Genomic DNA, 20879 nt, shown 5'->3' on the forward strand with positions numbered 1-20879 from the left:
AGCCAGCCTGGGCCCGCAGATGCATTCGCGTTGGCGGCATTGCATGGTCATATCGGCTGGCAAGAAATGTCGGGAGATTAATGCGGATTATTCTTGTTTTCAAGGAAAGGCGGCAGTTCGAAGCAGCTCAGTAGGGTTTCCTGAATCAGGCTGAAATTGTCGTCGCTGACCATCAGGTAGCGGTTGTCGCCAAGCCGTGTCAGCCCCTCGAAGTTATCCAGCCGCCAGCCCTCGCCGGTGGACAGCCGAACAAGCGTGTGCGCCGAGGCCGTGCCGTCGTCGTTCAGCTGGACTTCGCGCAGACTGATGACCAGTGGGGACGGGGGTGCAAAGGCGCGCTCCAGCGCCAGCAGGCCATCGCCATGCGTTTCCAGGGCGGTCAGTGCGCTGCCCGAGGCCTCTGCCAGGGGATAGGTCCATTCCTGGCCGGTGTCCATCGCGAACAGGCGGGTGGTCTTTTCCGGCATGCCGGAAGGCGGGCTTTCCAGACCGACGATCACGCCATGTACCGGATGCCTGCCGAGTGCCTCGGCGCCACGGTTATCCTCGGCACCGCGCAGCCCGCGGAAGTAGAGCGGCTGGCCTGCCGGGGTGCCGTTGGGGTAGAAGCGTTGCAGGCGATGATCGCGTTCGAAGCCGATCAGCAGGGCGGAATCGCCTCGTACGCCGTTATTGCCCCGTTGGACGATCAGCGCTTCGGCATCGGCCGCTTTCTCGCCAAGCGCGTGCCCCTCGGCGTCGCGCAGCACATAGGTCTTGAGCGGCTCCAGGCCGGCCAGCTCGTTGCCTTCGAAGACGGGGCGAGTGCGATGCAGCCAGCCGCGATCCGAGATCAGGTAGAGCAACTGCTCGTCGGCATCCCAGGCCAGGTCGGAAAGGCCGCCCGTCGGCGTGTCGTCCTGCCAGCGCCCCGGCAGCTCGAGGGTGCCGCACCAGTTGATACCGGCCGGCTGCGTATCGACATTGGGCGTGACCAGGCGGGTGCGGTGGGTATCGCGTGCGCAGCCCGCCAGCAACAGGAGCAGAATCATCGGCAGCAACAAGCCCTGGCGTCGCATGGCGTCTCCTCGGTCGTTGGGTCCCTTCGAGCCTACGTCATCGGGGCAGCGTCTGCATGACAGACGCCCAGGCTCCACGTTGGTATACTTGCCCGATTCATCAGAACAAGGCGCAGGAGTCCGCATGAGCCCCACTTCCCCTCGCATTGCCATCGTCGGTGTTGCCGGCCGCATGGGCCGCACGCTGGTCGCAGCCGTCGAGCAGGATGCCCAGGCCAGGCTGGCGGCCGGGATCGTCGAGCCCGGCAGTTCGCTGGCGGGCGCCGATGTCGGTGAGCTGGCCGGACTCGGCAAGCTGGGCGTGGCGGCCAGCGACTCGCTGGAAGCCGTGGTCGACAATTTTGACGTGTTGATCGACTTCACCGCGCCGCAGGTCACCCTGGCCAACCTGGCGTTCTGTGCCGAGCATGGCAAGCGCATCGTCATCGGTACCACGGGGCTCAGTGGCGACGAGCTCGCTCAACTGGATGACTACAAGGCCCAGGTACCGATGGTCTTCGCGCCCAACATGAGCGTGGGCGTGAATCTTACGCTCAAGCTGTTGCAGACGGCGGCAAAGGCGCTGGGCGACGAGGGCTACGATATCGAGGTGATCGAGGCGCATCACCGCCACAAGGTCGACGCGCCTTCCGGCACGGCGCTGAAGATGGGCGAGGTGGTTGCCGAGTCGCTGGGTCGTACCCTCAAGGAGCACGGCGTGTTCGCCCGTGAAGGACAGTGCGGACCGCGTTCGGACAATGAGATCGGCTTTGCCACGGTGCGTGCCGGGGATATCGTTGGCGAACACACCGTGATGTTTGCCACCGAGGGTGAGCGCATCGAGATCACCCACAAGGCCTCGAGTCGCATGACCTTCGCCAAGGGCGCGGTGCGCGCGGCGCGCTGGGTGGCCGAACGATCGCCCGGACGCTACGACATGCAGGACGTGCTGGACATCAAGGGGTAGTCGCGGCGCGACGAATCCTGTAAACTCCAGCCAATTTGGCCGGGGTAAGGCAGCAGGCAGGCCCTCATGTGCCGAGCAGAACAACAAGCGGGATGAAACCGGTCTTTTCTCAGGTTTCGTCCCGCTTTTTTACGACCTGTACGTATGACGAATCCGGCGTTTCGTCAGGTCCATCATGCGGAAGGCCCCTCAGGCAGCCCGGCGAAAGCGGGGCGGCATACAGTCTTAGAAAAGCAGTGGAGGACGTTGCGTTGAACAGACCCGCGATACTGGCCTTGGAAGATGGCAGCGTATTTCATGGCAGCGCCATCGGCGCCGATGGACAGACCAGCGGTGAGGTGGTGTTCAATACGGCCATGACCGGGTATCAGGAAATCCTCACAGATCCCTCCTACGCACGCCAGATCGTCACCCTGACCTACCCGCACATCGGCAACACCGGCGTGAACGCCGAGGACGTGGAGTCCGATCGTATCTACGTGGCGGGCCTGGTGATTCGCGACCTGCCGTTGCTGGCCAGCAACTTCCGCAGCGAACAGACCCTCGATGCCTACCTGAAGAGCCAGAACATTCTGGGCATCGCCGATATCGATACCCGCCGTCTGACGCGCATCCTGCGCGACAAGGGCGCCCAGAATGGCGCGATCCTGGCCGGTGCCGACGCCGAAGGCGAGGACGCCGTCGAGCGCGCGCTGGCCGTGGCGCGTGACTTCCCCGGCCTGAAGGGCATGGATTTGGCCAAGGAGGTCTCCTGCAAGGCGACCTACGAGTGGAGCCAGGGCGAGTGGGCGCTGGGTGCCGGCTACGCCGATGCCGCCGCCAGCGAGCGCCCGTACCATGTCGTGGCCTACGACTACGGGGTCAAGTACAACATCCTGCGCATGCTGGCCGAGCGCGGCTGCCGCCTGACCGTGGTGCCGGCGCAGACCTCGGCCAGCGAGGTGCTGGCGATGAATCCCGACGGCGTTTTCCTGGCCAACGGCCCGGGCGACCCCGAGCCCTGCGACTACGCGATCACGGCGATCCGCGAGATTCTTGAGACCGATCTGCCCGTGTTCGGTATCTGCCTGGGCCACCAGTTGCTGGCGCTGGCCTCCGGCGCCAGGACGGTGAAGATGAACCACGGTCACCATGGTGCCAATCACCCGGTCCAGGACCTGGACACCGGTCACGTCATGATCACCAGCCAGAACCACGGCTTCGCCGCCGACGAGACCAGCCTGCCGCCGACGCTGCGCGCCACGCACCGCTCGCTGTTCGACGGCACCCTGCAGGGCATCGAGCGTACCGATCGTCCGGCATTCAGCTTCCAGGGCCATCCCGAGGCGAGTCCCGGGCCGCGCGACGTGTCGCCGCTGTTCGATCGCTTCGTGCGGATGATGCAGGAACGCCGCTGAGCCTCCATCGCCGTCATCCAGACCTGTTTTCACCGAATTAGCCGCGGGAATCGTCATGCCCAAACGTACCGACATCCAGAGCATCCTGATCATCGGCGCCGGCCCCATCGTCATCGGCCAGGCGTGCGAGTTCGACTACTCCGGCGCCCAGGCCTGCAAGGCCCTGCGTGAAGAGGGTTACCGGGTCATCCTGGTCAACTCCAACCCGGCCACCATCATGACCGATCCGGTCATGGCCGATGCCACCTACATCGAGCCGATTACCTGGCAGGCGGTGGAGAAGATCATCGAGAAGGAGCGCCCCGACGCGCTGTTGCCCACCATGGGCGGCCAGACGGCGCTCAACTGTGCGCTGAATCTCGACAAGCACGGCGTGCTGGCCAAGTACGGCGTGGAAATGATCGGCGCCAATGCCGATGCTATCAACAAGGCCGAAGACCGCGACCTGTTCGACAAGGCGATGAAGAACATCGGCCTCGAGTGCCCCCGGGCCAAGGTTGCGCACACCATGGAAGAGGCCTGGGAAATCCAGGCCGAGCTGGGCTTCCCGACCATCATCCGGCCGTCCTATACCATGGGCGGCTCCGGTGGCGGCGTGGCCTACAACAAGGAAGAGTTCGAGGAGATCTGCCATCGCGGTTTCGAACTTTCCAACAACCATGAGTTGCTGATCGACGAGTCGCTGCTGGGTTGGAAGGAATACGAGATGGAGGTCGTTCGCGATCGCAACGACAACTGCATCATCGTCTGCGCCATCGAGAACTTCGACCCCATGGGCGTGCACACCGGCGACTCCATCACCGTGGCCCCGGCACAGACGCTGACTGACAAGGAATACCAGATCATGCGCGACGCCTCCTTGGCGGTGCTGCGCGAGATCGGCGTCGAGACCGGCGGTTCCAACGTGCAGTTCGGTGTCGACCCGCAGACTGGGCGTATGGTCGTCATCGAGATGAACCCGCGCGTGTCGCGCTCATCGGCACTGGCCTCCAAGGCCACCGGCTTCCCGATCGCCAAGATTGCCGCCAAGCTGGCCGTGGGTTACACCCTGGACGAATTGCAGAACGACATCACCGGCGGCAAGACCCCGGCGTCTTTCGAGCCGTCCATTGATTACGTCGTTACCAAGATTCCGCGCTTTACCTTCGAGAAGTTCCCGCAGGCCAACGACCGCCTGACCACGCAGATGAAGTCGGTCGGTGAGGTGATGGCGATCGGTCGTACCTTCCAGGAGTCGCTGCAGAAAGCGTTGCGCGGACTGGAAACCGGCAATGACGGTCTCGATCCCAAGATCACGGATTTCAGCGACGAGAACCTGGCGCTGATCAAGGGCGAACTGCAGGCCGCCGGGGCGGACCGCATCTTTTTCGTCGCCGACGCCATGCGTGCCGGCATGAGTGTCGACGAGATCTTCACGCTGACCAACATTGATCGCTGGTTCCTGGTCCAGCTCGAGGACCTGATCCTCACCGAGCAGGACGTGGCCAAGCGCTCGCTGGCCGAGCTGGATACCAATACCCTGTTCCGTCTGAAACGCAAGGGTTTCAGTGACGCGCGTCTGGCCAAGCTGCTCGGCGTCTCAGAGAAGGAGTTCCGTCGCGCGCGCCAGAAGCAGGGCATCCGTCCGGTCTACAAGCGTGTCGATACCTGTGCGGCCGAGTTCGCCTCGAATACTGCCTACATGTACTCCACCTACGAGGAGGAGTGCGAGGCCAATCCCAGCGATCGCCAGAAGATCATGGTGCTGGGCGGCGGGCCGAACCGTATCGGTCAGGGTATCGAGTTCGACTACTGCTGCGTGCACGCCGCGCTGGCGATGCGCGAAGATGGCTACGAGACCATCATGGTCAACTGCAACCCGGAGACCGTCTCCACCGATTACGACACCTCCGACCGTCTCTACTTCGAGCCGGTGACCCTGGAGGACGTGCTGGAGATCGCCGACAAGGAGAAGCCGGTCGGTGTGATCGTGCAGTTCGGCGGCCAGACGCCGCTCAAGCTGGCGCGTGAGCTCGAGGCTGCCGGCGTGCCGATCATCGGTACCACGCCGGACGCCATCGACCGCGCCGAAGACCGCGAGCGCTTCCAGCAGATGATCGACAAGCTGGGCCTCAAGCAGCCGCCCAACGCCACGGCACGCAGTTTCGAGGATGCGTTCGTCAAGGCCGAGACGATCGGTTACCCGCTGGTGGTGCGTCCCTCCTACGTGCTCGGCGGACGGGCCATGGAGATCGTCTACAGCGCCGATGAACTGGAGCGCTACATGACTTACGCGGTCAAGGTCTCCAACGACTCGCCGGTGCTGCTCGATCACTTCCTCAATGCTGCGGTCGAGGTCGACATCGATGCCGTCTCCGACGGCCAGCAGGTGGTGATCGGCGGTATCATGCAGCACATCGAGCAGGCCGGTGTGCACTCCGGCGACTCGGCGTGTTCGCTGCCGCCGTATTCGCTGCCCAAGGACGTCCAGGACGAGATGCGCGATCAGGTCAAGCGCATGGCAGTGGAGCTCAACGTGGTGGGTCTGATGAACGTGCAGCTGGCCTGGCAGGATGGCGAAATCTACGTCATCGAGGTCAACCCGCGCGCCTCGCGCACCGTGCCGTTCGTGTCCAAGTGCATCGGCACGTCGCTGGCTCAGATCGCCGCTCGCTGCATGGCCGGCAGCGGCCTGGAAAGCCAGGGCTTCACCAGCGAGGTGATCCCGGGTTACTACAGCGTTAAGGAGGCGGTGTTCCCGTTCAACAAGTTCCCGGGCGTCGACCCGATCCTGTCGCCGGAAATGAAGTCCACCGGCGAGGTGATGGGCAGTGGCTCGACCTTCGCCGAGGCGTTCTACAAGGCGCAGCTCGGCGCTGGCGAGGCGATTCCCAGGCTCGAGGGCGAGCGCACGGCATTCCTGTCGGTCCGTGATCCCGACAAGGCCGGCGTTATCGAGGTCGCGCAAACTTTGCTAGCATTAGGGTTTGATCTGATCGCTACCCGCGGTACTGCCCAGGCGCTCGAGGAGGTCGGCTTGCCGGTCAAGGCCGTCAATAAGGTCTTCGAGGGGCGTCCGCATATCGTCGACATGATCAAGAACGACGACGTGGCCTATATCGTCAACACCACCGAAGGCCGCCAGGCGATCAACGATTCTTCCGTGATCCGTCGCACCGCACTCGCTCACAAGGTGCCCTATGCCACGACACTGGCGGGTGCGCGCGCCGTGTGTATGGCGCTCGAGTACGGCAACGAGATTACCGTGCGGCGGCTTCAGGAATTGCATGCAGGAGCCAGTACATGAACAAGGTCCCGATGACCGTCGTAGGCGAGCAGCGCCTGCGTGAGGAGCTGAACCAGCTCAAGGGAGTGGAACGTCCTCGGGTGATCAATGCCATCGCCGAAGCGCGTGAGCACGGCGACCTCAAGGAGAACGCCGAATACCATGCGGCGCGCGAGCAGCAGGGATTCATCGAAGGGCGTATCCAGGAGATCGAGTCCAAGCTGTCCTTGGCACAGGTGATCGATGTCACCAAGATGCCCAAGACCGGCAAGGTGATCTTCGGCGTGACGGTCGAACTGATCAACCTGGATAACGACGAGGAAGTGCGTTATCAGATCGTCGGCGAGGACGAGGCCGACATCAAGGCAGGCAAGATCTCGGTGACCTCACCGATCGCCCGCGCGCTGATCGGCAAGGAGGAAGGGGATGTGGCGCTGGTGCGCACCCCCGGCGGTGAAGTGGAGTACGAGATCTCGAACGTCGAGCATCTCTGAGCGCAAGCCGGCCGTAAAGTAACGAAAGCCCGCGACAAAATGTTGCGGGCTTTCGTGTATGCATCATGGACCGGTCGCGTCAGCGAAGTTCTGCAGGGGGTCAGTGCCGCCCGTGGTGCGCCTCGAAGCGCTTGACATTGGACAGCTTGGGGTTGGCCTTGGGATTGCGGCGGTAGAGCAGCGCCATCTTGCCGATCACCTGGACGACCTCGGCGCGCGCGTCGGCGGCCAGTTCGTCGATGGCCTGGCGGCGAATCTCGCGGTCGCCTACGGCCAGCTTGATCTTGATCAGTTCATGGTCGCTCAGTGCGCGGTCGAGCTCGGCCATGACGCCTTCCGACAGGCCGTTCTCCGAAACCGTGACCACCGGATTAAGGTGATGGCCGATGCTGCGAAATGCTTTCTTTTGTGCCTGTGACAAGCTCATGGTATCGTGGCTGTTCCCGGTTGGCGTGCATTGCTTGGGCGGCGGACGCCGCGATGATACGAACGCCGCAGCGGCTGAACGCGCCATGGTACGGCGAAAGTCGATTGATGCAAAGCGCCGCTTTTATCGTAGAGTCATGACCATGGCGTACCGGGTACCTTCCATTGCCATTCCAGTCCGGGACCTGTCCCGAACGTATCAGGTGAATTCGTGGCTCGAACGTCCTCCAGCAAGAGCAGCGCAGGCTGGCTCAAGGAACATTTCGACGATCAGTATGTCCAGCGTTCTTGGCAGGACGGCTACCGCTCACGGGCCAGCTACAAGCTTCTCGAGATCGACGCCAAGGACAAGCTGTTCAAGCCGGGCATGACCGTCATCGACCTGGGGGCTGCGCCGGGCGGCTGGAGTCAGATCGCTGCCGACAAGGTGGGTCCCTCGGGCGTGGTTATCGCCTCGGACATCCTCGAGATGGATGCCTTGGCCGGGGTCGATTTCATCCAGGGCGACTTTACCGAAGACGCCGTGCTGAACGCCATACTCGGCGCACTTGGCGAACGTCCCGTGGATTTGATCATCTCGGACATGGCGCCCAACATGAGTGGCATGGCGGCCATCGATCAGCCTCAGGCCATGTATCTCGTGGAGTTGGCGCTCGACCTGGCGCGGCAGACGCTCAGGCCCGGCGGGCACTTCCTGGCCAAGGTGTTTCAGGGCGAAGGTTTCGATGAGTTCCTCAAGGAGCTGCGCGGCAGCTTCACTCGGGTGGTCACACGCAAGCCGGAGGCATCACGCGCACGTTCCCGCGAAGTCTATCTGCTCGCGGAAGGATTCAAGGGCTAAGCTTGCAAACATGGTTGAACGCCCCCACGTGGTGTAGTGTCAAACATGGGCACGCTTGGCAGTCAGATTATGCAATGAGGGTATTGCCTTGAACGACATGGCGAAGAACCTGATTCTTTGGTTGGTCATCGCAGCGGTTCTGCTGACGGTGTTCAACAACTTCAGCGTCGATAACACGACGCAGACGATGAACTATTCGCAGTTCGTCGAACAGGTCCAGGACGGGCAGGTCCGGACGGTCACCATCGATGGTTACACCATCTCCGGTGAGCGTCAGGACGGCTCGCAGTTCCAGACCATTCGCCCGGCGGCCCAGGATCCCAAACTGATGGATGACCTGCTGGCCAACGATGTCAATGTGATCGGCAAGAAGCCCGAGGAGCAGAGCCTGTGGACGCGGCTGCTGATCGCCAGTTTCCCGATCCTGATCATCCTGGCGATCTTCCTGTTCTTCATGCGTCAGATGCAGGGCGGTGGTGCCGGCAAGGGCGGACCGATGAGCTTCGGCAAGTCCAAGGCCAAGCTGCTCACCCAGGATCAGGTCAAGACCACCTTTGCCGATGTCGCCGGCTGCGACGAAGCCAAGGAAGAAGTCGAGGAACTGGTCGACTTCCTCAAGGACCCCAGTAAGTTCCAGCGTCTGGGCGGCCAGATACCGCGCGGCGTGCTGATGGTGGGGCCGCCGGGGACCGGTAAGACGCTGCTCGCCAAGGCCATCGCCGGCGAGGCCAAGGTGCCTTTCTTTACCATCTCGGGCTCCGACTTCGTCGAGATGTTCGTGGGTGTCGGTGCTTCCCGTGTGCGCGACATGTTCGAGCAGGCCAAAAAGCAGGCACCCTGTATCATCTTCATTGACGAAATCGATGCAGTGGGTCGTCACCGTGGCTCCGGCATGGGTGGCGGTCACGATGAGCGCGAACAGACGTTGAACCAGTTGCTCGTCGAGATGGACGGCTTCGAGGCCAATGATGGCATCATCGTCATCGCTGCTACCAACCGTCCTGACGTGCTCGACCCCGCACTGCTGCGTCCGGGTCGTTTCGACCGCCAGGTTACCGTCGGCCTGCCCGACATCCGTGGCCGTGAACATATTCTTGGTGTTCACCTGCGCAAGGTGCCACTCGGTGAGGACGTCAAGCCGAGCTTGATCGCCCGCGGTACGCCAGGCTTCTCCGGCGCTGACCTGGCCAACCTGGTCAACGAGGCTGCCCTGTTCGCCGCGCGCCGTAACCGCCGCTTGGTGGGCATGGAGGAGCTCGAGCTGGCCAAGGACAAGATTCTTATGGGCGCCGAGCGCAAGTCCATGGTCATGACCGAGAAGGAAAAGCTCAACACGGCTTACCACGAGTCCGGTCACGCGATCATCGGCCTGCTGATGCCCGAGCATGACCCGGTCTACAAGGTCACGATCATCCCGCGCGGTCGTGCCCTGGGTGTCACCATGTTCCTGCCGGAAGAGGATCGCTACAGCTTCTCCCGCCAGCAGATTCTCAGCCAGATCTGCTCACTGTTCGGCGGCCGTATTGCCGAAGAGATGACGTTGGGGCCGAACGGGGTCACTACCGGTGCGTCCAACGATATCAAGCGCGCTACCGAACTGGCCCACAACATGGTGGCCAAGTGGGGCCTGTCGGCGGAAATGGGGCCGATCATGTACGACGAGGACGAGTCCCACCAGTTCCTCGGCGGTCCTGGCCAGGGCGGTGGCAAGCTCAAGTCGGGCGAGACCACGACGCGTCTCGACAAGGAAGTGCGCCGTATCATCGACGAGTGCTACAACCAGGCCAAGCAGCTGCTGGAAGAAAACCGCGGCAAGCTGGACATGATGGCCGAAGCGCTGATGCAGTACGAGACCATCGACGCCGACCAGCTCAAGGACATCATGGAGGGCCGCAAGCCACGCCCGCCGAAGGACTGGGACGACAACGACTCGGGTCGGGGTGCGCCGGTCAGCGAGCAGCCGAGTGCTCAGGGGCGCCCGGATCCGGGTTCCGATGCGGATGACGGCGAAGAAGATGACGATCGTACACGGCGTCCCTCCGACCCCTTGGGTGGTCCGGCCGGACAGTAACCTCATCAACGAAACCAAGCTAGGCGCCCTGCGGGGCGCCTAGTGCCTTCAGGAAAGCGTACCTTCCCCGCCAACGGGTTCAAGAATGACAGAGTTTCCCTCCAGCGCCGTCCTGCAATGCGGCCGGCACTCCCTTGATCTATCTCGTCCCCGTGTCATGGGGATTCTCAACGCCACGCCGGACTCCTTTTCCGACGGTGGAAACTATACTTCGACCGATGCCGCGTTGCGCCATGCCGAGCATATGCTCGGCGAAGGTGCGACGATCATCGACGTGGGCGGCGAGTCGACCCGGCCCGGTGCAGAGCCGGTCTCGCTGCAGGAAGAGTTGGATCGCGTGGCGCCGGTCGTCGAGCGCCTGGTCGATGAGTTCGATGCGTTGGTGTCCGTGGATACCAGCTCGCCCGAGGTCATGCGCGAAGTCGCCCGCCTGGGGGCCGGCATGATCAATGACGTACGCTCCCTGCAGCGTCCTGGCGCGCTCGATGCGGCGGCGGCCAGCCGATTGCCGGTATGCGTGATGCACATGTTGGGAGAGCCTGGCGATATGCAGCGCAGCCCGTACTATGACCAACCGGTGGAAGACGCCGTGACGGCATTTCTCGCCGATCGGGTGGCAGCTTGCGAGGCGGCCGGCATCGCCCGTGAACGCCTGCTCGTCGATCCAGGGTTCGGTTTCGCCAAGACCGTCGAACATAACCTGCGTCTGCTCAAGCGCATGGATGCCCTGGCGCGCCTGGCGCTGCCGGTGCTGGTCGGCATGTCGCGCAAGAGCATGATCGGCAAGGTCCTCGATCGTCCCGTCGAGGAGCGCCTGCCGGGAGGATTGGCACTTGTGGCACTGGCGGTGGAGCGCGGTGCCCGTATCGTTCGCGTGCACGACGTCGGCCCCAGCGTGGACGCGGTGAACATGACCTGGGCCGTGCTACAGGAAGGCGCAAACCAATGACACGACGCTATTTCGGTACCGATGGTATTCGCGGCACGGTCGGAGAGTACCCGATCACCGCCGATTTCATGCTCAAGCTGGGTTGGGCCATGGGGCGTGTGCTGGACAAGCAGCGCGGGCGCGCCAAGGTGTTGATCGGCAAGGACACTCGCATATCGGGCTACATGTTCGAGTCGGCCCTGGAGGCCGGGCTGTCGGCGGCGGGAGTTGATGTCTCCCTGCTTGGCCCGATGCCCACGCCGGGTATTGCCTATCTGACACGCACGTTCCGGGCCGATGCCGGTATCGTGATTTCCGCCTCGCACAACGCCTATCAGGACAATGGCATCAAGTTCTTCTCGGCCGAGGGCGCCAAATTGCCCGATGAGATCGAGATGCGCATCGAGGATGAACTCGAGAAGCCGCTGGAAACGGTGCCGGCCGACCGGCTCGGCAAGGCGGTGCGCATCAACGATGCCGCCGGTCGCTATATCGAGTTCTGCAAGTCCACCGTGCCGCATCGCCTATCTCTGCATGGCCTGAAGATCGTTCTCGACTGTGCCCACGGGGCGACCTATCACATCGCGCCCAATGTGTTCCGCGAGCTAGGGGCGCAGGTGAGCCTGGTCGGGGCGGATCCCGATGGCTTGAACATCAACTATCGTGTCGGCTCCACGCATCCGGCCTCGCTGCGGGCTGCCGTGATCGAGCGTGGTGCCGACCTGGGCATCGCCTTCGATGGCGATGGTGACCGGGTCATTCTGGTGGATGCCGACGGGCGCGAGGTGGATGGCGACGATATCCTCTACCTGATTGCCAGGGATCGGCACTCGCGAGGCGAGTTGGGCGGTGGCGTGGTCGGTACGCTGATGAGCAACTTCGGCCTGGCGGCTGCGCTGGAAGCCCTGGCGATTCCTTTCGAGCGCGCCAAGGTGGGTGATCGTTACGTCATGGAGCGGCTCGCGGCCAACGGCTGGCAGCTCGGCGGCGAGTCGTCCGGGCACATCGTGTGCGGGCATGTGCAGTCCACCGGTGACGGGATCGTCTCGGCTCTGCAGGTGCTGTCCATCATGGTCAGCCAGGGACAGTCGCTTGCAGCGCTTCTCAGGGACTTCGAGAAGGCGCCGCAGGCGCTAGTCAATGTGCGTCTGACGCCGGGTACCGACAAGCAGGCCCTGCTGGAAAGCGAGCCGCTCAGGAATTCGGTGGCTGCCGTGGAAGAGGAACTCAATGGCAGTGGCCGTGTGCTGCTGCGTCCGTCGGGGACCGAGCCGCTGATTCGGGTCATGGTCGAGGGCCGGCCGCGCTTCGACGTGACTGCCCTGGCGCAGCGTATTGCCGCTGATGTCGAACGCCTGATGAACTGAAGGTGTGGCCCGCGGTTGTCTTGATCGGGGCGCTCCTATAACATTTCGCACCACTTTGAGAAAGGGATTTGTCATGCGCATGCCGCTGATCGCCGGGAACTGGAAGATGAATGGCTCTTTGGAGCTGGTCGAACAGTTCGGACGGGCCTTTGCCGAGACGGGGCTTCCCCCCTCGGTGGAAGTGGCACTGATTCCTCCGGCGCCCTTCCTGGCAGCAATGCAGGCGGCCCTGGCCGGTTCCCCGGTCGCGCTGGGGGCGCAGACGCTCAATCCGGAACCCGAGGGAGCGCATACCGGCGAAGTCAGTGCGGCGATGCTCGGCGAGTTCGACGTGCGTTATGTGCTGGTCGGCCACTCTGAGCGTCGCTCGATGTACCATGAGGACGACGCGGCAGTACTGGCGCGGGTCAAGGCGGCACTGGCAGCCGGGCTGGTCCCGGTGTTGTGTGTCGGTGAGACGCTCGAGCAGCGTGAGGCGGGGCAGACCGAAGCGGTAGTGCTGGGGCAGGTCGAGGCAGTCCTGGATGCCCTGGACGGGAAGCAGCGCGCCCGCCTGGTGATCGCCTACGAGCCGGTCTGGGCGATTGGTACCGGTCGCACTGCAACACCGCAGCAGGCCCAGGAAGTGCATGCCGCGATCCGTGCGCGCCTGGGCGAGTATGACAGCGAACTGGCGGCTCAACTGCGCCTTCTCTATGGCGGTAGCATGAAGGCCGACAATGCCGCCGATCTGCTTGCCGAGCCGGATATCGACGGCGGGCTCATCGGCGGTGCATCGCTCAAGACCAACGAATTTCTAGCCATATGTCAGTCAGCAGGTTGAAAACATGCAAATTGCGATTCTTATGATTCACGTGGTCATCGCCATCGCACTGGTCGCGCTCGTCCTGCTGCAGCAGGGCAAGGGCGCCGAGGCCGGTGCAGCGTTCGGTGGTGGTGCCTCACAGACGGTCTTCGGCTCACGCGGAAGCGGCGGCTTCCTGGCCAAGTTGACCGGTGCCTTGGCGGCGGCGTTTTTCGCCACCTCGTTGGCGCTGGCCTACTTCGCTTCCCAGGCCGGCGATGCGCCCGAGCAGGGCATTCCCGATGCCGAAGTCATCGAGCAGCGTAATGCCGCACCGACACTTGACGATGGTGCGCAAAGTATGGATAATTCTGCGCCAGCGCTAGAGGAGAGCGGAGAGTGATTTCCACGCCTCAATCGTAGTGCGGGTCGGTTTTTTGATTGTCCGGCCCACGGGTGGAAAGGTGTTGCAATGCCTGACCCTCGTCCCCTGATGCCGAAGTGGTGGAATTGGTAGACACGCTATCTTGAGGGGGTAGTGACCTTATGGTCGTGGGGGTTCAAGTCCCCCCTTCGGCACCATCTGAAGATTGCCTGGTTGGCAGGCGTTCAGAAGCACGATTGGCACGATGTGGCGATGCGCTTTCCTTGACCGAGAGGCGAGCGAGTTCCTATAATCGCCAAGCTATGATGCGGGGTGGAGCAGTCTGGTAGCTCGTCGGGCTCATAACCCGAAGGTCGTCGGTTCAAATCCGGCCCCCGCTACCAAGTTTTATGTGAAAGGCCCCTTCCTCAGAAGGGGCTTTTTGTTAGCGGTCCGTTCCGCTGGCACCAACGCCAATCAGCCACCTAGCTTTTCCCTTACTCCCGGTCAGGTGCCTGATGCAACTGCTGTAGGAGCCTTCGTCTGTGGCTAGCAACAAGAACGCTGCGCTGGAAGCGCTGATCGAGCCGGTGGTAACCGCCATGGGTTTCGAGCTCTGGGGCATCGAACACCTGTCTCAGGGCAAGCATTCACGTCTGGTGATCTACATTGACAGCCCTGAGGGGATTACCGTCGACCACTGTGCCGATGTCAGTCGCCAGGTCAGCGGCATTCTGGATGTCGAGGACCCGATACCCGGTCAGTACCAGCTCGAGGTGTCTTCGCCGGGTATGGATCGACCGCTTTTTACCCTGGCGCAGTTCGAGCGCTACAAGGGGAATACCGTGTCGTTGCGCCTGCGTGCTCCCTTCGAGGGCCGGCGCAAGTTCAAGGGGCTGCTGGCCGGTATCGACGGCGACGAGGTGCTATTGCACCTTGACGGCGAGGAATACTGCTTTCCCATCGATAGTATCGATCAGGCGCGGGTGGTCCCGCAGTTCGATGCATAAGAACTGTTTTCTGGCGAGGCTTTAGGAATGAGCAAAGAGATTCTGCTGGTCGTTGATGCGATCTCGAACGAGAAGGGCGTGCCCCGTGAGGTAATCTTCGAAGCGGTCGAGTCTGCACTGGCCAGTGCGTCGCGCAAGCGTTTCGAAGGCCAGGAGGTCAGTGTCCGCGTCAAGATCGATCGCTCGACCGGCGACTACGAGACATTCCGCCGCTGGGTGGTGATCGAGGACGACGAGTTCGAGAATCCGGATGCCGAGATCAAGCAGTCGTTTGCCGAGCAGCGCGACCCGCCCTTGACCTTGGGCGATGTGGTCGAGGAGCGCATCGAGAATGCCGCATTCGGTCGTATCGCCGCGCAGACCGCCAAGCAGGTCATCGTGCAGAAGGTCCGCGAGGCCGAGCGGGCCCAGATCGTGCGCCACTATGCCGAGCGTGAAGGCGAACTGGTTGCCGGTACGGTCAAGAAGACGACACGCGATGGCCTGATCATCGACCTGGGTGACAATGCCGAAGCGTTCCTGCCACGCAGCGAGATGATTCCCGGCGAGCGCTACCGCATGAACGAGCGCGTACGCGCCCTGCTGTGGAAGGTCGACCCGGAGGCGCGCGGCTCGCAGCTGATCCTGTCACGTACGCGTCCCGAGTTGATCATAGAGTTGTTCAAGATCGAGGTGCCGGAAATCGCCGAGCAGCTCATCGAGATCAAGGGGGCGGCACGCGATCCCGGTTCCCGGGCCAAGATCGCCGTCAAGACCAACGACAAGCGCATCGACCCGGTCGGAGCGTGTGTCGGCATGCGCGGATCGCGTGTGCAAGCGGTGTCCAACGAACTGCAGAATGAGCGCGTGGACATTATCCTGTGGGACGACAACCCGGCGCAGTTGGTCATCAACGCCATGGCGCCTGCCGATGTCGCTTCCATTCTCGTCGACGAGGACACCCACTCGATGGATGTCGCCGTTGCCGAAGACAATCTCGCCCAGGCCATCGGTCGCAGCGGCCAGAACGTACGCTTGGCCAGTGAGTTGACGGGGTGGGCGCTCAACGTGATGACCGAGGACGAAGCCGAGGGCAAGCGCGAACAAGAGATCGATAGCCTGATCGAGTACTTCATCAATCATCTCGAGATCGACGAGGAGTTGGCTCGGGTACTGGTCGAAGAAGGCTTTACCTCTCTCGAGGAACTGGCCTATGTGCCCATCGAGGAGATGCTGGAGATCGAAGAATTCGATGAAGACCTGATAGAAGAACTGCGCGCACGCGCTAAAGACGAGCTGTTGAACCTGGCAATCGCTTCCGAGGAAGTCCTGGATGGCGCCCAGCCCGCCGAGGATCTGCTCGAGATGGACGGGATGGATCGACACCTGGCCTTTATTCTGGCCAGCCGTGGCATCGTCACCATGGAAGATCTTGCCGAGCAGTCCATCGATGATCTCAAGGACATCGAGGACGTTGATGAAGAGCGCGCCGCGGCATTGATCATGACCGCCCGTGCGCCCTGGTTCGAGAGTGAACAGTAACTAGGTCACGGGCTCAGGAGGGTCGTAATGTCAGAAATGACAGTTAAAGATTTCGCAGTCAAGGTGGGGCGAGAGACTTCCCGCCTTCTGGAACAGATGAAAGATGCGGGTCTCCCGCACAAGAACGAAGGCGATGCCGTGTCCGAAGAGGACAAGCAGCGGCTGCTCGAGCACCTCACCAAGAGTCATGGCGGTGGCGAGCGCGCGCCCAAGAACCGCATCACCCTGACGCGCAAGACCAAGAGTCGCATCAAGAGCGGCGACCGGGGCAAGACCATTGAGGTGCAGGTTCGCAAGAAGCGTACCTACGTCAAGCGCGACGAGGAAGAGGCGGCGGCGAAGCCCGAGCCGGTCGAGCAGGGGCCGCGCCAGCTGGTCGGCGACATGGCCGACACGCAGGCGCGTGCACAGGCAGAAGAGGCACGCGCTGCAGAGGTGCGTGCGGCTGAAGCTGAAGAGGTGGCCAAGCAGGAAGCCGAGCGCAAGGCGGCCGAAGAGAAGGCCGAGCAGCAGAAGCGCAAGGCGCCCGAGCCCGAGATCCCGACCGAACTCGAGTTGCCGGATGACAGCGGCAGTAGCGAAGAGCCGGTCGTCGAGGCGCCGCTCAAGGAGCCGCGCAGCGACAACCGCCGTGCCAACCCGAAGAAGGCTGCAGCCAAGAAGGGACGCCACGACACCAGTCGTGATGAAGAGCGCGAAGAGCGCAGCGAGCGCCGGCGTGGCAGTGGCAAGAAGGTCAAGCGTGCCGAACGGCGCGGTTCTCGGCGCGGCGGTCGTGACAGCGGCGGCGGCAAGCACGGCTTCCAGAAGCCGACGCAGCCGATCGTGCGCGAAGTGGCGATTCCCGAGTCGATCAGCGTCGCCGACCTGGCCGACAAGATGGCGATCAAGGCCAACGAAGTCATCAAGGCCATGTTCACCATGGGCGCGGCGGTGACCATCAACCAGACCATCGACCAGGACACGGCAGCTATCGTGGTCGAGGAAATGGGCCACAAGCCCAAGCTGGTCAAGGACGATGCGCTGGAGACCGAAGTGCTCGAGGGCATCTCCTACGAAGGCGAGGAGATCACGCGTGCGCCGGTCGTGACCGTGATGGGTCACGTCGACCACGGTAAGACCTCGCTGCTCGACTACATCCGTCGTACCAAGGTGGCCACCGGCGAAGCGGGTGGTATCACTCAGCACATCGGTGCCTATCACGTCGAGCACGAGACGGGCGACATCACGTTCCTCGATACGCCCGGGCACGCGGCGTTTACCGCCATGCGTGCACGCGGCGCCCAGGCAACCGACGTGGTCATCCTGGTGGTGGCCGCCGACGACGGTGTCATGCCGCAGACTATCGAGGCCGTCGAGCACGCCAAGGCGGCCGAAGTGCCGCTGGTGGTCGCGGTCAACAAGATCGACAAGCAGGGTGCCGATCCGGATCGCGTCAAGAACGAACTCTCGCAGCATGGCGTGATTTCGGAAGAGTGGGGCGGCGATACCCAGTTCGTCCACGTGTCGGCGAAGACCGGCGAAGGCATCGATGCACTGCTTGAAGCCGTGCTGTTGGTTTCCGAGGTTCTCGAGCTCAAGGCGGTTCCCGATGCCCCGGCCAAGGGCGTGGTTGTCGAGTCGCGCCTCGACAAGGGACGCGGTCCGGTAGCTACCGTGCTGGTCCAGAACGGGACGCTGCGGCGTGGCGATATCGTGCTGGCCGGTTTGCACTATGGTCGCGTACGTGCGCTGACCAACGAACTTGGCAAGCAGGTCGAGTCGGTCGGCCCGGCCATGCCGGTCGAGATTCAGGGCCTGGATGGCACGCCGGAAGCCGGTGAGGACTTCATGGTGCTGGCCGACGAGAAGAAGGCGCGCGAAGTCGCCAACTTCCGTCAGGGCAAGTACCGTGAGGTGCGCCTGGCACGCCAGCAGAAGGCCAAGCTGGAGAACATGTTCTCGCAGATGGGCCAAGACGAGGTGGCCAAGGTCAACATCGTGCTCAAGGCCGACGTACAGGGCTCGCTGGAAGCCATCCGCGGTGCACTGGAAGAGCTGTCCACCGACGAAGTGCAGGTTGCCGTAGTGTCGTCCGGGGTCGGTGGTATCACCGGGACCGACGCCAACCTGGCACTGGCCAGTGACGCCATCGTGGTCGGCTTCAACGTGCGTGCCGATGCCGCCGCTCGCGAAATCATCGAGCGCGAAGGACTGGATCTGCGCTACTACAGCGTCATCTACCAGCTCATCGACGAGGTCAAGCAGGCCATGAGCGGCATGCTGGCACCGGAGTGGAAGGAAGAAATCGTCGGTGTGGCCGAAGTGCGCGACGTCTTCAAGGCACCCAAGATTGGTGCGGTGGCCGGCTGTATGGTCGTCGAGGGCACCGTCTACCGCAACAAGCGAATTCGTGTACTGCGCGAAAACGTGGTCATCTACGAGGGCGAGCTGGAGTCTCTGCGTCGCTTCAAGGATGACGTCAACGAAGTGCGCAACGGCATGGAGTGCGGTATCGGCGTCAAGAACTACAACGACGTCCAGGTCGGCGACAAGATCGAGGTCTTCGACCAGATCAGGGTCGAGCGCAGCCTGTAACGCGCCGACAAGGAGAGCGAGCCGATGCGCGAGTTCAAGCGTACCGACCGGGTGGCCGACCAGCTCCAGCAGGAGCTGGCGGTACTCATCCAGCGCGAGATCAAGGATCCGCGCCTGGGCATGGTGACGGTGAGTGGCGTCAATGTCAGCCGCGATCTGGGCTATGCCGACGTCTACGTCACCTTGCTGGGAGACGACGACGCCGAGCGCATCAAGGAAAACCTGGCGGTGCTCAAGCGCGCCGCCGGCTTCCTGCGCAGCCAGATTGCCCAGCGTATCAAGCTGCGTCATGTGCCGGAACTGCGCTTTCATTACGATGAAAGTGTGGCGCGTGGACACAAGTTGTCGTCGCTGATCGATCAGGCGGTCGAATCCGACCGTGCGCGTAGCGGCAATGACGACACATCCTCCGAGGACGAGCGCTGATGGCGCGACGCCGCCGCGGATTGCCCGTCAATGGTGTATTGTTGCTCGACAAGCCACAGGGCATGTCGAGCAACTTTGCCTTGCAACGCGCACGCCGCCTCTTGCAGGCGCAGAAGGCGGGGCACACCGGGACGCTGGACCCGATGGCCACTGGCTTGTTGCCGGTGTGCTTCGGTGAAGCGACCAAATTTTCCTCGCACCTGCTGGAATCGGACAAGGTTTACCGGACCCGGGTACGCCTGGGTGAGACCACCGATACCGGCGATGCCGAGGGTACCGTCGTCGAGCGTCGCCCGGTCGAGCCGTTCAGCGAGGCCGATCTCGAAGATGTACTGGCCCGTTTTCGCGGCGTGATCGAGCAGGTGCCGCCGATGTATTCGGCGCTCAAGCATCAGGGGCGCCCGCTCTACGAACTGGCCCGTCAGGGCAAGTCGATTGAGCGTGCACCACGACGTGTGACGGTTTATGATACGCGCCTTCTGTCCAGCGACACCGAGGGGTTCGACCTCGAGGTGGCCTGCAGCAAGGGCACTTATATTCGCACCCTGGCCGAGGATATCGGTCATGCGTTAGGGTGTGGCGCCCATATCACTGCCCTGCGGCGACTGAAAACCGGTCCCTTCGGTGCGACTGCCCTGAAGGACACGGTATCTGACGTGGGGGAGAAAATGCTGACGCTGGAGCAGATCGAGGCCCGGGAGGACCAGGCATCTCGGGAAGCGTTGTTGCTGCCCATGGATATCCTGGTATCGTACCTGCCGCGGCTCGATGTGGATGACGCCGCGGCCGACCGGCTGCTGCATGGCCAGCGCGCCAGCATCGATACGACCGGCCTGGCGAAGGACGGTCTGGCAAGATTGTACCGCAACCAGGCGTTTCTGGGTCTGGTTGCTGTCACGGCGACGGGCGAAATCGCACCGCGTCGCCTGGTCGCTACCGCAGGGTAGCGGCGCGGTCGCCGTTCGCGGCGACTCCACCATGGAGACTGCAAATATGCGTGGTCTCCGACATTCATCGTTTAGGCATATTGCTTACTGGAGAGACAGATGGCACTTACTGCTGAAAAGAAGGCTGAAATCGTCAAGGAATACGGACGTGGTGACAACGACACCGGTTCCCCCGAAGTTCAGGTTGCCCTGCTGACCGCCAATATCGATGGCCTGCAGGATCACTTCAAGACCAACAAGCAGGACCACCATTCGCGTCGTGGCCTGATCCGCATGGTCAACCAGCGCCGCAAGCTGCTCGACTATCTCAAGCGCAAGGATCTCGAGCGCTATCAGTCGCTGATCCAGCGCCTGGGCCTGCGTCGCTAAGACCGCGCCAACGCAAGACCTTCGAACAAGCAACCCCTCGGGGTTGCTTGTTCTTTTATGGGCCACCGGTAGCTCTTGACCCCGTGAA

At 62.7% G+C, this 20879-nt stretch carries 18 protein-coding genes and 2 tRNA genes; 18 read left to right on the top strand and 2 right to left on the bottom strand.

The features are described from left to right. Nucleotides 1-77 precede the first annotated feature (77 nt). Nucleotides 78-1058, bottom strand: coding sequence for an esterase-like activity of phytase family protein (locus tag BM194_RS09110; protein WP_177223372.1), 981 nt, complete (start codon nt 1056-1058; stop codon nt 78-80). Between the two features lie 124 nt (nt 1059-1182). On the opposite strand from BM194_RS09110, the gene dapB reads away from it, so the two are divergent. The 4 genes from dapB to greA all read left to right on the top strand — a co-directional run bounded on the left by dapB (nt 1183) and on the right by greA (nt 7160). After that, complete coding sequence (gene dapB, locus BM194_RS09115) at nt 1183-2004, top strand: 4-hydroxy-tetrahydrodipicolinate reductase (protein ID WP_092845929.1); 822 nt, start codon at nt 1183-1185, stop codon at nt 2002-2004. A gap of 251 nt (nt 2005-2255) precedes the next feature. Continuing rightward, nucleotides 2256-3401, top strand: a complete 1146-nt coding sequence (carA, locus tag BM194_RS09120; RefSeq protein ID WP_177223373.1) for a glutamine-hydrolyzing carbamoyl-phosphate synthase small subunit — start codon at nt 2256-2258, stop codon at nt 3399-3401. A 55-nt stretch (nt 3402-3456) separates the two neighbouring features. After that, nucleotides 3457-6687, top strand: a complete 3231-nt coding sequence (carB, locus tag BM194_RS09125; protein ID WP_092845933.1) for a carbamoyl-phosphate synthase large subunit — start codon at nt 3457-3459, stop codon at nt 6685-6687. Continuing rightward, nucleotides 6684-7160 carry a transcription elongation factor GreA gene (gene greA / locus BM194_RS09130; RefSeq protein ID WP_092845935.1) on the top strand — a complete coding sequence of 159 codons (477 nt, stop codon included), beginning with the start codon at nt 6684-6686 and terminating at the stop codon, nt 7158-7160. The genes carB and greA overlap by 4 nt, the downstream gene beginning before the upstream one ends. Before the next feature lie 100 nt (nt 7161-7260). On the opposite strand, the gene yhbY is transcribed toward greA, so the two are convergent. Further along, on the bottom strand, nt 7261-7587 hold the full coding sequence (yhbY, locus tag BM194_RS09135) for a ribosome assembly RNA-binding protein YhbY (RefSeq protein ID WP_092845937.1): 327 nt from the start codon (nt 7585-7587) through the stop codon (nt 7261-7263). Nucleotides 7588-7797: 210 nt separating this feature from the next. On the opposite strand from yhbY, the gene rlmE reads away from it, so the two are divergent. From rlmE to rpsO, 14 genes are all read left to right on the top strand, one after another. Beyond that, nucleotides 7798-8427, top strand: a complete 630-nt coding sequence (gene rlmE / locus BM194_RS09140) for a 23S rRNA (uridine(2552)-2'-O)-methyltransferase RlmE (protein ID WP_092845939.1) — start codon at nt 7798-7800, stop codon at nt 8425-8427. An 88-nt stretch (nt 8428-8515) separates the two neighbouring features. Beyond that, nucleotides 8516-10498, top strand: coding sequence for an ATP-dependent zinc metalloprotease FtsH (ftsH, locus tag BM194_RS09145; RefSeq protein ID WP_092845941.1), 1983 nt, complete (start codon nt 8516-8518; stop codon nt 10496-10498). An 85-nt stretch (nt 10499-10583) separates the two neighbouring features. Beyond that, nucleotides 10584-11447: a dihydropteroate synthase gene (gene folP, locus BM194_RS09150; RefSeq protein WP_177223374.1), complete on the top strand. Its 864-nt coding sequence runs from the start codon at nt 10584-10586 to the stop codon at nt 11445-11447. Then, complete coding sequence (gene glmM / locus BM194_RS09155) at nt 11444-12793, top strand: phosphoglucosamine mutase (RefSeq protein ID WP_092845945.1); 1350 nt, start codon at nt 11444-11446, stop codon at nt 12791-12793. The genes folP and glmM overlap by 4 nt, the downstream gene beginning before the upstream one ends. 73 nt (nt 12794-12866) lie before the next feature. Beyond that, a complete protein-coding gene (gene tpiA / locus BM194_RS09160; protein ID WP_092845947.1) occupies nt 12867-13616 on the top strand; it encodes a triose-phosphate isomerase in 750 nt (249 codons plus the stop codon). A 4-nt stretch (nt 13617-13620) separates the two neighbouring features. Next, on the top strand, nt 13621-13980 hold the full coding sequence (secG, locus tag BM194_RS09165; protein ID WP_092845949.1) for a preprotein translocase subunit SecG: 360 nt from the start codon (nt 13621-13623) through the stop codon (nt 13978-13980). Nucleotides 13981-14072: 92 nt separating this feature from the next. Next, nucleotides 14073-14159 (top strand) — tRNA-Leu (locus BM194_RS09170). A gap of 109 nt (nt 14160-14268) precedes the next feature. Beyond that, a tRNA-Met gene (locus tag BM194_RS09175) sits at nt 14269-14345 on the top strand. Between the two features lie 141 nt (nt 14346-14486). Next, on the top strand, nt 14487-14951 hold the full coding sequence (rimP, locus tag BM194_RS09180) for a ribosome maturation factor RimP (protein ID WP_092845951.1): 465 nt from the start codon (nt 14487-14489) through the stop codon (nt 14949-14951). Nucleotides 14952-14978: 27 nt separating this feature from the next. After that, the gene (gene nusA, locus BM194_RS09185; protein ID WP_092845953.1) at nt 14979-16472 is read left to right on the top strand and encodes a transcription termination factor NusA; all 1494 of its coding nucleotides are present in this window, start codon (nt 14979-14981) and stop codon (nt 16470-16472) included. 27 nt (nt 16473-16499) lie between these two features. Next, the gene (infB, locus tag BM194_RS09190; protein ID WP_092845955.1) at nt 16500-19049 is read left to right on the top strand and encodes a translation initiation factor IF-2; all 2550 of its coding nucleotides are present in this window, start codon (nt 16500-16502) and stop codon (nt 19047-19049) included. A gap of 24 nt (nt 19050-19073) precedes the next feature. Then, nucleotides 19074-19475, top strand: coding sequence for a 30S ribosome-binding factor RbfA (gene rbfA, locus BM194_RS09195; RefSeq protein WP_092845957.1), 402 nt, complete (start codon nt 19074-19076; stop codon nt 19473-19475). Then, entirely contained in the window at nt 19475-20422 is a 948-nt protein-coding gene (truB, locus tag BM194_RS09200) for a tRNA pseudouridine(55) synthase TruB (RefSeq protein ID WP_092845959.1), read from the top strand. Before rbfA ends, truB begins: the two co-directional genes overlap by 1 nt. Nucleotides 20423-20521: 99 nt before the next feature. Beyond that, a complete protein-coding gene (gene rpsO / locus BM194_RS09205; protein WP_092845961.1) occupies nt 20522-20791 on the top strand; it encodes a 30S ribosomal protein S15 in 270 nt (89 codons plus the stop codon). The last annotated feature ends 88 nt before the right edge of the window (nt 20792-20879 follow it).

Origin of the sequence: Modicisalibacter xianhensis (genome assembly GCF_900113605.1) — a bacterium.
GTDB classification, from domain to species: Bacteria; Pseudomonadota; Gammaproteobacteria; order Pseudomonadales; family Halomonadaceae; genus Modicisalibacter; species Modicisalibacter xianhensis.